Annotated in this window: 5 protein-coding genes; 4 read left to right on the top strand and 1 reads right to left on the bottom strand. The window is 65.4% G+C overall.

What is annotated here, in order from left to right:
• Positions 1-328 precede the first annotated feature (328 nt).
• The 3 genes from rpoB to QN345_RS09160 all read left to right on the top strand — a co-directional run bounded on the left by rpoB (position 329) and on the right by QN345_RS09160 (position 10,876).
• Positions 329-3,820: a DNA-directed RNA polymerase subunit beta gene (gene rpoB / locus QN345_RS09170; protein WP_134449706.1), complete on the top strand. Its 3,492-nt coding sequence runs from the start codon at positions 329-331 to the stop codon at positions 3,818-3,820.
• A 47-nt stretch (positions 3,821-3,867) separates the two neighbouring features.
• The gene (locus QN345_RS09165) at positions 3,868-7,779 is read left to right on the top strand and encodes a DNA-directed RNA polymerase subunit beta' (RefSeq protein WP_134449705.1); all 3,912 of its coding nucleotides are present in this window, start codon (positions 3,868-3,870) and stop codon (positions 7,777-7,779) included.
• A gap of 199 nt (positions 7,780-7,978) precedes the next feature.
• Positions 7,979-10,876 (top strand): putative bifunctional diguanylate cyclase/phosphodiesterase, encoded by a 2,898-nt coding sequence (locus tag QN345_RS09160; protein WP_322136560.1) that lies wholly within the window; start codon positions 7,979-7,981, stop codon positions 10,874-10,876.
• 95 nt (positions 10,877-10,971) lie between these two features.
• Here the strand turns inward: QN345_RS09160 and QN345_RS09155 are convergent, their stop codons facing one another.
• Positions 10,972-11,502 carry a hypothetical protein gene (locus tag QN345_RS09155; protein WP_322136559.1) on the bottom strand — a complete coding sequence of 177 codons (531 nt, stop codon included), beginning with the start codon at positions 11,500-11,502 and terminating at the stop codon, positions 10,972-10,974.
• 485 nt (positions 11,503-11,987) lie between these two features.
• On the opposite strand from QN345_RS09155, the gene QN345_RS09150 reads away from it, so the two are divergent.
• Positions 11,988-12,794, top strand: a complete 807-nt coding sequence (locus tag QN345_RS09150; protein ID WP_322136558.1) for a hypothetical protein — start codon at positions 11,988-11,990, stop codon at positions 12,792-12,794.
• The last annotated feature ends 267 nt before the right edge of the window (positions 12,795-13,061 follow it).

Below are 13,061 nucleotides of genomic sequence, written 5' to 3'. Positions count from 1 at the left end.
GCGATCTCGACCTCGACCGGCGCGTGGCGCGGCGCACCCAGCAGGGCGGCGACGTGATCGTGTCGTTCGGCGGGGCGGGGGGAGCGGATGCGGCGGGTTATACCTGAGAAAATGGTGAAGGTCAAGATTGGGGTGGACATAGGGGGAAAGAGAGCCTATAGTTGATCTTTGCGCTCCCAGACAAATCTATGCCTTCATATTGCGGTCGGCTTTGCGTGCTCAAGCCACCTTGAGGCATACCTCGTATCAAACTGAGGGTCTGGGGAGCGTACTCGGAATTCATTACTAACAGTGACTAGACCTGACGGGGTCTACGGAGGTTATTTCCTTGGCTGCTGCGCGCAACGCAACCACCAACTCACCCAAGAACGGCCGCGCTGCAGGGCGTCTGTCGTTCGCAAAGATCACAGACAATCTGACGGTCCCGGACCTGCTCGCCTTGCAGACGGAGTCCTTCGATTGGCTTGTCGGAAACGACAAGTGGAAGAAGCGTGTCGAAGAAGGTCAGGCGCAAGGTCGCCAGGACCTCCCGACCCGCACCGGGCTCGACGAGATCTTCGAAGAGATCTCCCCGATCGAGGACCTCGGCGAAACGATGCAGCTGTCGTTCACCAACCCCGAGCTCGAGCCTGAGAAGTACACCATTGACGAGTGCAAGGAAAAGGGCAAGACCTATTCCGCACCCCTCTATGTGAACGCTGAGTTCATGAACCACCTCACCGGTGAGATCAAGACCCAGACCGTGTTCATGGGTGACTTCCCGCTGATGACCCCCAAGGGCACCTTCGTGATCAACGGCACCGAGCGTGTCGTCGTTTCACAGCTCGTGCGCTCGCCCGGTGTGTACTTCAACCGTGAGCAGGAGAAGACCTCCGACAAGGACATCTACTCCGCCCGCGTCATCCCGAGCCGTGGAGCCTGGCTCGAATTCGAGATCGACAAGCGTGACCAGGTCGGCGTTCGCATCGACCGCAAGCGCAAGCAGTCCGTGACCGTGTTCCTCAAGGCACTCGGCCTCACGAGCGAGCAGATCCTCGAAGAGTTCAAGGGCTTCGCGTCCATCGAGCTCACCCTTGAGAAGGACAACATCCTCACCAAGGAAGAAGCCCTCAAGGACATCTACCGCAAGCTGCGCCCGGGAGAGCAGGTCGCCGCAGAGGCAGCCCGCGCGCTCCTCGACAACTTCTTCTTCAACTCCAAGCGTTACGACCTGGCCAAGGTTGGTCGTTACAAGATCAACCGCAAGCTCGGCATCGAAGCGCCGCTCAGCTCTTCCGTGCTGACCCTCGAGGACATCCTCGCCACGATCAAGTACCTGGTTGCCCTTCACGACAACCAGACCACGATCTCCGGCATCCGTGAGGGCGTCCCCACCGACATCCGCATCGACATCGACGATATCGACCACTTCGGTAACCGTCGTATCCGCGCCGTCGGCGAGCTCATCCAGAACCAGGTCCGCACCGGCCTGTCCCGCATGGAGCGCGTCGTCCGCGAGCGCATGACCACGCAGGACATCGAAGCGATCACCCCGCAGACCCTGATCAACGTGCGCCCCGTCGTCGCCGCGATCAAGGAGTTCTTCGGAACCAGCCAGCTGTCGCAGTTCATGGACCAGAACAACCCGCTCGCCGGCCTCACGCACAAGCGCCGCTTGTCCGCGCTCGGCCCGGGTGGTCTGTCCCGTGACCGCGCCGGCGTCGAGGTGCGAGACGTTCACCCCTCGCACTACGGCCGCATGTGCCCGATTGAAACCCCGGAAGGCCCGAACATCGGCCTGATCGGTTCGCTCGCCTCGTTCGCGCGGATCAACGCCTTCGGATTCATCGAGACCCCGTACCGTCGTGTCGTCGACGGCGTCATCACGACGACCATCGACTACCTGACCGCGAGCGAAGAAGACGAGTTCATCGTCGCCCAGGCCAACGCGCCGCTGACCAAGGACGCCCGGTTCGCCGAGCCCCGGGTCCTCGCACGTAAGAAGGGTGGCGAGGTCGACCTCTTCCCCGCAGAAGACATCGGCTACATGGATGTCTCCCCGCGCCAGATGGTGTCCGTCGCGACCTCCCTCATCCCGTTCCTCGAGCACGACGATGCGAACCGCGCCCTCATGGGTGCGAACATGCAGCGCCAGGCCGTTCCTCTCCTCATGAGTGACAGCCCGCTCGTCGGTACCGGCATGGAGGTCTTCGCGGCCATCGACGCCGGCGACGTCATCACCGCCGACAAGTCCGGTGTGGTGATGGAGGTTTCGGCCGACGTCGTCACCATCCAGCTTGACGAGGGTGGCACGCAGGACTACTACATGCGCAAGTTCGCGCGCTCCAACCAGGGCACGAGCTACAACAACCGCGTCATGGTCACCGCAGGTGAGCGGATCGAAGCCGGCGAGGTCATCGCCGACGGTCCCGCCACCGACAACGGAGAGCTCGCCCTCGGCAAGAACCTCCTCGTGGCATTCATGCCGTGGGAAGGCTACAACTACGAGGACGCGATCATCCTGAGCCAGAACCTGGTCAAGGACGACACCCTCTCCTCGATTCACATCGAGGAATACGAGGTCGACGCCCGCGACACCAAGCTCGGCAAGGAAGAGATCACCCGCGACCTGCCGAACGTCTCCCCGGACCTGCTTGCAGACCTGGACGAGCGTGGCATCATCCGCATCGGCGCCGAGGTCCGCCCCGGCGACATCCTGGTCGGAAAGGTCACGCCGAAGGGCGAGACCGAGCTTTCCGCCGAGGAACGCCTGCTGCGCGCCATCTTCAACGAGAAGAGCCGCGAAGTTCGCGACACCTCGCTCAAGGTGCCCCACGGTGAGCGCGGAACGATCATCGGCGTCAAGGTGTTCGACTCGCAGGATGGCGACGACGAGCTCGGCTCTGGCGTCAACCAGCGTGTTGCCGTCTTCATCGCCCAGAAGCGCAAGATCACCGAGGGTGACAAGCTCGCCGGCCGTCACGGCAACAAGGGTGTTATTTCCCGCATCCTGCCGATCGAGGACATGCCGTTCCTCGCAGACGGTACCCCGGTCGACATCATCCTCAACCCGCTCGGTATCCCCGGTCGCATGAACTTCGGCCAGGTGCTCGAAACGCACCTCGGCTGGATCGCGAAGCAGGGCTGGGACGTGGAAGGCAAGCCCAAGTGGGCCGCCAACCTGCCCGAGCAGGCGCACCACGCCGCACCGAACACCAAGGTCTCCACCCCGGTGTTCGACGGCGCGTTCGAGATCGAGATCGAGGGTCTCCTCGACTCGACGACGAAGACCCGCGACGGCGTGCGACTGATCGACTCCACCGGAAAGACGCAGCTGTTCGACGGCCGCTCCGGCGAGCCGTTCCCGAACCCGATCTCGGTCGGCTACATGTACATCCTGAAGCTGCACCACCTCGTCGACGACAAGATCCACGCTCGTTCGACCGGTCCGTACTCCATGATCACGCAGCAGCCGCTGGGTGGTAAGGCGCAGTTCGGTGGACAGCGATTCGGTGAGATGGAGGTCTGGGCGCTCGAGGCATACGGTGCCGCGTACGCCCTGCAGGAGCTCCTGACCATCAAGAGCGACGACATCCTCGGCCGCGTCAAGGTGTACGAGGCCATCGTCAAGGGTGAGAACATCCAGGAGCCCGGCATCCCCGAGAGCTTCAAGGTCCTCATCAAGGAAATGCAGTCGCTGTGCCTGAACGTCGAGGTGCTGTCCTCGGACGGAACCGCCGTCAGCCTGCGCGACACGGATGACGAGGTGTTCCGCGCTGCGGAAGAGCTCGGCATCAACATTTCCACCCGCTTCGAATCATCCTCGATCGACGACATCTAGGGCCGGGCAGAATGACAAATACTCCGAACACTCTTCAAGGAGAGAAATTGCTCGACGTAACCACGTTTGACGAGCTTCGAATTGGCCTGGCGACCGCAGACGACATCCGTCGCTGGTCGCACGGTGAGGTCAAGAAGCCCGAAACCATCAACTACCGCACGCTCAAGCCGGAAAAAGACGGCCTGTTCGGCGAGCAGATCTTCGGACCGTCCCGGGACTGGGAATGCTCATGCGGTAAGTACAAGCGAGTTCGCTTCAAAGGCATCGTCTGCGAGCGTTGTGGCGTAGAGGTCACCAAGTCGTCGGTGCGTCGTGAGCGGATGGGCCACATCGAGCTCGCCGCCCCCGTCACCCACATCTGGTACTTCAAGGGAGTCCCCTCCCGTCTCGGCTACCTGCTGGACATGGCACCGAAGGACCTCGAAAAGGTCATCTACTTCGCTGCGTACATGGTCATCACGGTCGACGAAGACGGCCGTCACCAGGACATGCCGGGCCTTGAGAACGAGCTTCGCCTCGAGATCAAGACCCTCGAAGGCCAGCGCGATTCCCGGATCGCCGACCGCCTCGTCCGCCTCGAAACCGACCTCGCCGCACTTGAGGCCGAGGGCGCCAAGAGCGACCAGAAGAAGCGCACCAAGGACGCCGCCGAGAAGGAAATGGGGCAGGTCCGCAAGTCCCTCGACGAGCAGATCGCGCACCTCGAGCGCGTGTGGGAAGACTTCCGCACCCTCAAGGTCGGCGACCTCAAGCCCGAGGACAGCGTCTTCCACGAGCTCCAGGACCGTTTCGGCATGTACTTCGAGGCCTACATGGGCGCCGAAGCCATCAAGAAGCGCCTGCTGGCCTTCGACCTGGTCACCGAGAGCGAAAACCTGCACCTGCAGATCGCCGAGGGCAAGGGTCAGAAGAAGATCCGCGCCATCAAGCGTCTCCGCGTGGTCAACGCCTTCATCATGACCGGCAACTCGCCGGCCGCGATGGTGCTCGACGTCGTCCCGGTCATCCCGCCCGAACTGCGCCCGATGGTGCAGCTCGACGGTGGCCGTTTCGCCACGAGCGACCTCAACGACCTCTACCGTCGTGTGATCAACCGCAACAACCGCCTGCGTCGCCTCCTTGACCTCGGTGCCCCCGAGATCATCGTGAACAACGAGAAGCGGATGCTGCAGGAAGCTGTCGACGCACTGTTCGACAACGGTCGTCGCGGCCGTCCCGTCACGGGTACTGGCAACCGTGCCCTCAAATCCCTGAGCGACATGCTCAAGGGCAAGCAGGGTCGTTTCCGCCAGAACCTCCTCGGCAAGCGCGTCGACTACTCCGGCCGTTCGGTCATCGTCGTCGGCCCGCAGCTCAAGCTGCACCAGTGTGGTCTGCCCAAGCAGATGGCACTCGAGCTGTTCAAGCCGTTTGTGATCAAGCGCCTGATCGACCTGAGCCACGCTCAGAACATCAAGGCCGCCAAGCGCATGGTCGAACGTTCACGCCCGCAGGTCTGGGACGTGCTCGAGGAGATCATCCGCGAGCGCCCCGTGCTGCTGAACCGTGCGCCCACCCTGCACCGCCTGGGCATCCAGGCCTTCGAGCCTCAGCTCGTCGAGGGTAAGGCCATCCAGCTGCACCCGCTCGTGTGTGCGGCGTTCAACGCCGACTTCGACGGTGACCAGATGGCAGTGCACCTGCCGCTGTCCATGGAGGCCCAGGCCGAAGCGCGCATCCTGATGCTCGCCTCGAACAACATCCTGAAGCCGTCCGACGGCCGCCCGGTGACCCTGCCCACCCAGGACATGATCATCGGTCTGCACCACCTCACGACGCTCAAGGAAGGCGTGATCGGCGAAGGCCGCTCGTTCTCCTCGATCGCCGAGGCGATCCTGGCCTTCGACCAGAAAAAGGGCGAAAACCAGGGCCTCGACCTCAACGCGAAGGTACGCATCCGTCTGACGGACAAGTACTTCGAAGAGGGCACCCAGCCGGAAGGCGTGGAACTCGTCAACGGCCAGGCCGTCGGTACCGTGCTGGTGAACACCACGCTCGGCCGCGCGATCTTCAACGAGGCCATGCCGGTCGACTACCCGTACTTCGAAAAGGTGGCCGACAAGGGCAGCCTCTCGGCGATCGTCAACGACCTCGCCGAGCGGTACCCGAAGGTGGAAGTTGCCGCGACGCTTGACCGCGTCAAGGACGCCGGTTTCTACTGGGCCACCCGGTCCGGTGTGACCGTCGCGCTCAGCGACATCCTCACCCCGCCGGACAAGCCCGAGATCGTGGCTCGCTACGAGAAGCTCGCCGCCAAGGTGCAGTCGCAGTTCGAGAAGGGTCTCACGACCGACCTCGAGCGCCGTCAGGAACTCATTCAGATCTGGACGAAGGCGACGGAAGACGTCGCCGAGGCCATGCAGAAGAACTTCCCGAAGGACAACACCATCAACCGCATGGTCACGTCCGGTGCTCGTGGTAACTGGCTGCAGGTGCGTAACATCGCCGGCATGCGAGGCCTCGTGAACAACCCGAAGGGTGAGATCATCCCTCGCCCGATCATCTCGAGCTACCGCGAAGGCCTGTCCGTCGCCGAGTACTTCATTGCTACTCACGGTGCCCGTAAGGGTCTGGCCGACACCGCCCTCCGTACCGCCGACTCCGGGTACCTCACCCGTCGTCTCGTGGACGTCTCGCAGGATGTCATCATCCGCGAAGACAACTGTGGAACGACCAAGGGCCTCGAGTTGCCGATCGCGATCGTCGACCCGCTCGGTAACCTGGTTCGCCACCCCAACGTGGAGAACGCGGTCTACGCCCGCAGCCTGGCCGCAGCCGCGGTCAACGCCGCTGGCGAGGTCGTCGCCGAAGCCGGAGACGACGTCGGAGACGTGCTGATCGAGAAGCTGGTCGAGGCCGGCATCGAGACCATCAAGGTGCGTTCCGTGCTGACGTGTGAGTCTGCCGTCGGTGTGTGTGCGGTCTGCTACGGCCGTTCGCTCGCGACCGGCCTGCTCGTGGACATCGGAGAGGCCGTCGGCATCATCGCCGCACAGTCGATCGGTGAGCCCGGCACGCAGCTGACCATGCGTACCTTCCACACCGGTGGTTCGGCGTCCGCTGACGACATCACCCAGGGTCTGCCGCGCGTCCAGGAGCTCTTCGAAGCACGTACCCCCAAGGGTGCGTCGCCCATCGTCGACACTGCCGGACGCATCACGATCGAGGACACCGACCGCAGCCGGAAGGTCATCCTGACCCCCGACAACGGCGACGAGCCGATCGCGTACCCGGTGCTCAAGCGCTCCACCCTCCTCGTCGAGGATGGCCAGCACGTCGAGCTCGGCACGCAGATCATCATCGGCGCCGTCGACCCGAAGGAAGTTCTTCGCGTCAAGGGTGTCCGGGCCGTGCAGAAGCACATCGTCGGTGGCGTCCAGGACGTCTACCGTTCGCAGGGTGTGCCGATCCACGACAAGCACATCGAGGTCATCGTCCGCCAGATGCTCCGCAAGGTCACCGTCGTCGAACACGGCGACACCGGCCTGCTCCCCGGCGAGCTCGTCGACCGGTTGAAGTACAACGAACTCAACCGTGCGGCACTCACCGAGGGCAAGAAGACGGCATCCGCTCGTCAGGAAGTCATGGGTATCACCAAGGCGTCCCTGGCGACCGAGTCCTGGCTGTCGGCCGCTTCCTTCCAGGAAACCACCCGGGTTCTCACCCAGGCGGCCATGGAAGGCAAGAGCGACCCGCTGATGGGCCTCAAGGAGAACGTCATCATCGGAAAGCTGATCCCGGCCGGCACCGGACTGCCCCGTTACCGCGACGTCACCGTCGAGGCAACGGAGGAGGCCAAGGCCGAGCGTTACCCGAACCGCATCTTCACCGATGATGCAGCGTTCAACGAGGGTGACCTGAGCTTCGTCGACTTCGACAGCTTCTCGTCCGACGACTTCACGCCCGGTACCTACAAGTAGCGTGTAGTCCTCACCAACGGATGCCCCTCTCGCCTCGGCGAGGGGGGCATCCGTCGTTAACTCCCCGTCGCCGGAGCGCCGACGACACTCGGCGCGCAGGGCGGTTCTCGAGGGAAGCGGTGGTGTGACGCGCTGGGCCGCGCCGGGTACCCTGTGAGGGGGCGCAGGTATTTCCGTGTCTCGCGAGCACGAGGGCAGCATGCAATTACTACTGGCACGCATCAGCGCGGCCGTCACCGGGGCGATGGGACTCGTCGTACTCGCAGGCTGGTATCTCGGCGCGAGCACCCTGCCGGCCCCATTCGCCGGCCCCTGGTCGATGAAGCCGACGCCGGCCCTGGCTCTCATCATGCTGTCGCTGGCCCTGTTCCTGCTCGAGCGGCGTCGGGTGGCACTGGTCCTGGGGCTCGCCGTCGCTCTGCTCGGCGCCCTCACCCTCGCCGAAGACATTCTGGGCGTGACGCTCGGCGTCGACCGGCTGCTGCCCGGCATTGCCTTCGGCGGTCAGGATCCGCGCATGGCGCCGGCGACGGCCGTTTCACTGATCCTTCTGGGCATCGCCGTCTGCGCGAGCCTGCTGCCGCGGGCGTCCTGGATGCTCGGCCTCGCCTTAGGCTCGCTGACTGTGAGCCTGCTCGCATTGCTCGGTTACGCCTATGGGGCGTCCTCGCTCTACTCCGTGGGCGGGTACACGAGCATGGCTCTCATCACCGCTCTCGCGGTGGCGTTCGAGTCGGTCTCGATCCTTCTCACCCGGCCCAACAACGGCCTCGTCGGATTGCTGCGCGACCCGGGTAGCTCAGGGCAGCTGCTCCGACCCGTCGTTCCGCTCCTCCTGCTCGGCCCCTTCGTGCTGGGGTGGCTGCGACTCTGGGGCCAGCGACAGGGCTGGTTCGACACGGTGCTCGGTGTCGCCTTCCTGGTCGCCACGATGACGGTGGTCGGCATCGGCCTGAGCTGGGTGGCCGCCCGGAGGCTGCGCGACCTCGACCGGCAGCGCGACGCCGCCATGGTCGCGATGGACGAGGCAAACCACACCCTCGAGACGGCGGTGGACAGGCGCACCCGCGAGCTGGCGAAGATCGCAGACACGTTGCACACGCTCGTCGCGATCGCCCCGGTGGGCATCGTGCAGATGGACGCGGCCGGCGGACTTCTCAGCGCCAACGACCAGTGGCGCGCCCTGAGCGGCCTCACCAGGGTTCAGTTCCAGCGCGGCGGTATGGCCACAGCTATCCACCCCGACGATACCGAACGCGTGCAACGCGACTGGGCTGCCGCGATTGCCGCCGGGGCAGCGTACGAGACGATGATGCGCTTCCGCACTCCGGGCGGTCAGGTCAACTGGGTACAGGTGAGCACCGCGCCGATCCGGGACGCCGGTCAGGTCACCGGGCACATGGCCACGGTCACCGACGTGACCGCGCTCCACGCTGCAGAACAGGCGGTCTCGGCCGCGCGGGCACGATTCGAGGCCGCGTTCGCGTCGTCACCGCTCGGCACGGCGATCGTGGATCTCGACGGCAGGGTGGTGGCGGCCAACCCGCGGCTGTTCGAGCTCGCCGGGCCGGCATCCGTTGTCGTCGGCCAGCACATCGAGGCCATCTTCATGCCGCTCGATGCCGGAGCGCGCGGCGCTCGCACGTCGGAGGTGTTCGACGGGCCCTCCACGCGGCAGCGCATGGACCGCCGGATGCTCCGGGTCGACGACGAGGAGACGTGGGTCAAGGTGAGTATCGCCGAGATCCCCGCGGGGGAGCAGGCTGGCGCGCTGCTGTACCAGGTGGAGGACATCACCGCCCGCCGCCTCGCCGAGGCCCGAGTGGAGCACCTCGCGTTCCACGACCCGCTGACCAACCTGCCCAATCGCCTGCTGCTTCTCGACCGGCTCAACCAGGCCCTGTTGCAGTCATCACGGCACGGGCACGGCGTGGCCGTGCTGTTCATCGACCTGGACCGGTTCAAGTTCGTCAACGACAGCCTTGGCCACCACATCGGGGACGCGGTGCTGGCTGAGGTCGGGGTGCGGCTCCGGCAGCAGGCGCGGGCCACCGATACGGTATCCCGTATCGGCGGAGATGAATTCGTGATCATCTGTCCGGGCGTCGACAGCAGCGAGGACGTGCACACACTGGCCCACAACCTGCAGCGCTCAATCGCCGAACCGATCCGGATCGGCGACCTCGTCGCATCCGTCGACGCGAGTATCGGCATCGCCTTCGGCCTCGGCCACGACGACGCGGAGGCGCTACTCCGCAACGCAGACCAGGCCATGTACTCGGCCAAGGGCCGGGGCCGGGCCCGCTACGAGGTCTTCGACGACGACTTGCGCGGCCGCATCGACCGGCGGCTGGACACCGAGCTCGCCCTCCGCGACGCCGTCGAGCTCGGCGAGATCGAGACCTGGTACCAGCCGATCGTCGATCTCCAGGAGAACACGGTCGTCGCCACCGAGGCTCTCGCCCGATGGCGCCGCCCCGAGCGCGGCATCGTCTACCCGGGCGAGTTCATCGCGATCGCCGAGGAAGTCGGGTTGATCAAGGGCATCGGCGTGACCGTTCTCGGCCAGGCCTGCCGGGCGGCGGCGACCCTCGAGGGCGGCCTCGCGGTGAGCGTCAACGTCTCTCCACGACAGTTCGCGCAGGACGACTTCGGCGTCGTTGTCAGACGCGCGCTGGCGGAGAGCGGGTTGCCTCCCGAGCGCCTCTGGATCGAACTGACGGAGAGCGCCGTGCTCGAGGCGATCGACTCCGCGGCCCGGACCTTCCAGGAGCTGAGGGAACTGGGTGTCAAACTGGCGATCGACGACTTCGGCACCGGCTATTCCTCCTTCACGCACCTCCGCGCCTTCACCGTCGACCTGCTCAAGATCGACCTCACCTTCGTGCGCGACCTCGAACGCTCCGAACACGACCGGGCGATCGTCGAGGGCATCCTGCGCCTTGCCGATTCGCTCGGACTCGACGTCGTCGCCGAGGGCATCGAGACGGCAGGCCAACGCGACCTGCTCCGGTCCATGGGCTGCCGCTACGGGCAGGGCTACCTCTTCTCCAGGCCGGACCCGTCACCGCTGCCCGTCGTGAGCTTCGACAGCTGACCGACGGGCGCCAACGGAGGATCGTCCGCACCGGTCCGGCAATCTGTAGCGGTCAGCCGCGCGATCTTCCTGAGTTAGCCACCGGAAGGCCGCGCTCAGGCGGCCGGCGGGGTGGGGACGGCGCCTGGCCACGTGCCCAGGTATGCGGGACTGTCGAGGTAGACGCTGTTCACCCCGGTCTGGGCCGGGTACTCGACCCCGGCGAGCAGGTTGGCCTGCGGCTGCAGGTCGAGGGTCCTGCCGTGGTTGCGCACGGTCAGGGTCAGCTCGGCGGGCTGGCTGTCGAACGAGGTCGCCCAGCCAACCCTGAGGACGTAGTCGAGCACGCCGGGGGCCGCTAGCGCGGAGTCGTCATCGACGTAGACCTCGATGACCGCCAGGGTCGACAGGCCGGAGATGACCTCACCAATGCTGGCATCGCTCAGCCCGGGGACGGCGTTCAGGAGCGCGGCAGCGGCCTCGCGGCTGATGCTCGCCCCGGTCGCTGATGCCCCGGTCGCTGATCCTGAGGACGTCGGCGTTGGCGCCGGAGTGGCCCTGACGGCCTGCGGGGAACAAGCAGTGAGCACGGCTGCCATAGTCACGGCCGCGACAAGGGTGACGATCGAGCGAGTGCCGAGTTTCACCTCCGGATCCTCATCGAGTTGTGGTGTAGTCGCGGACGGTGGCGCGTGACGTCCCTCGCGAGGTGCAGCTCGTCTGTCTTCCCCAGGACTCGTGAAGCGAGAGGTTCTGTCGCCTGTGCACTCTTTGCCATGCGTTTCCCCCGTAAGCCCCGTCCAACCTTAACGAGATTGGGGCGGATCAGCGGTTCTCGTCGGACGACGTCACGCCCGGGACGGTGCGGGACCGTCGACTCGCCTGAACCTGTGAACTGCGAATCTCGTTCGCTGGCTCATCCGCGGGCCGTTTCGGCCGACCCAGGCCGGGGGATTTGCACCCTTGCCAGCCCATCCCAATTGCAGCGTGATGCAACATTCCCCAAGTGAGGCGGGGCCGGCGCTCAAGGCCCGTCCTGGTGAAGCTGGCAGTATTGACCAGTTTCGTGGACACGAGCTCCCCGTGCACCTACGGTCGGCCTTGTACACAACTGAGGACGGAGGTGAACGAGATGAATGATGCTGAGGCATTTCGTGCTCCCCGCGCCCTCTGGCTCGCTCTCGTCGCCGTTGCGCTCGGCATCGCCTGGTTCCTGTGCGGCGGGGCGAATCCCGCGTCGGCGACCGATCTGCTCCCCGATGCGCCTCCTGCAACGGATGCCGCCGCACCCGGCCTCCTGAACGCTTCCGTCCCGGAGCTGGTCGCCAGCGTTCCTGCCTTTGCAGTCTCCGTCGTGGCTGACGCACCTGGCGTCGACACCGCAACCATTGACGCGGCGTCCGCAGACGTGCCCGAAGCCGTCGGGACGGCCATGACGCCGATTCTGGCCGCCGTAGCTGCCGAAGTACCCGACGTCAGCATTCCGGACCTCAGCATCCCCGATGTGGCGGGTTCTCCTGTCGCCGTGCCCGTCGCCGTGCCCACGATCGCCCTCGCGGTTTCAGACCTTTCCACCCTCGCGACTCGCACAGTGATCACCTCGGTCGTCCCGGCCGGGACCGTCTTCGTCGCGCCGAGCGCGCATCCGTTCCCGCCCTCTGTGCGCGGCACCGCCGGTATCCCCGACGCGGTCGCGAGCCTGACGCTACTTGATGCCGCGGCATCCGCTACCGGAGCCCCGCTCGGCACGCCGGGGCACCCCGTTAACCTGCCGCAGCCCACTCCGGATGCCGCAGCACCGGGCGGCGGCAGTTCGGCATCTCTGCTCGCAACGTGCGGATCAACACGCGCCGCGTCTGTCGCGGCTCTCCGTCTCACTTTCGAGGACGACGCCCTGCCGTCCTCCCTCTCCATCGACCCCGGTTCTTCTCCCGCCTGAGTAGGTCCCTGCCGTGCTATCCCGACGGCATGCGGACCACCGCCACGCGTCCCTCGCGCGGCTCACTCACACTTTCAAGGAGAACCATCGTGAACATCACTCTGTCCAGGGCGCTCTACGGCACCCTCTTCGTCGGGGCGCTCTCGCTCCTCGGCACGACCGCGGCGCACGCCGCAGACACCAGCGGCGACTCCGGAACCCTCTCGGGATCCCAGGTCGTCACCGACACCACGGCCCCTGTCCAGGTCTCCGGCAACGCGATCAGCG

It is taken from the genome of Cryobacterium sp. 10I1, assembly GCF_035019805.1.
GTDB lineage: Bacteria > Actinomycetota > Actinomycetes > Actinomycetales > Microbacteriaceae > Cryobacterium > Cryobacterium glucosi.
The sequence above is the reverse complement of the archived record's forward strand: the minus strand, read 5'-3'. Positions and strand labels throughout refer to the sequence as shown.

Bases quoted from the DNA above. Each gene is read 5' to 3' on its own strand.
- QN345_RS09150 (WP_322136558.1), top strand. From the start codon at position 11,988: ATGAATGATGCTGAGGCATTTCGTGCTCCCCGCGCCCTCTGGCTCGCT.
- QN345_RS09160 (WP_322136560.1), top strand. From the start codon at position 7,979: ATGCAATTACTACTGGCACGCATCAGCGCGGCCGTCACCGGGGCGATG.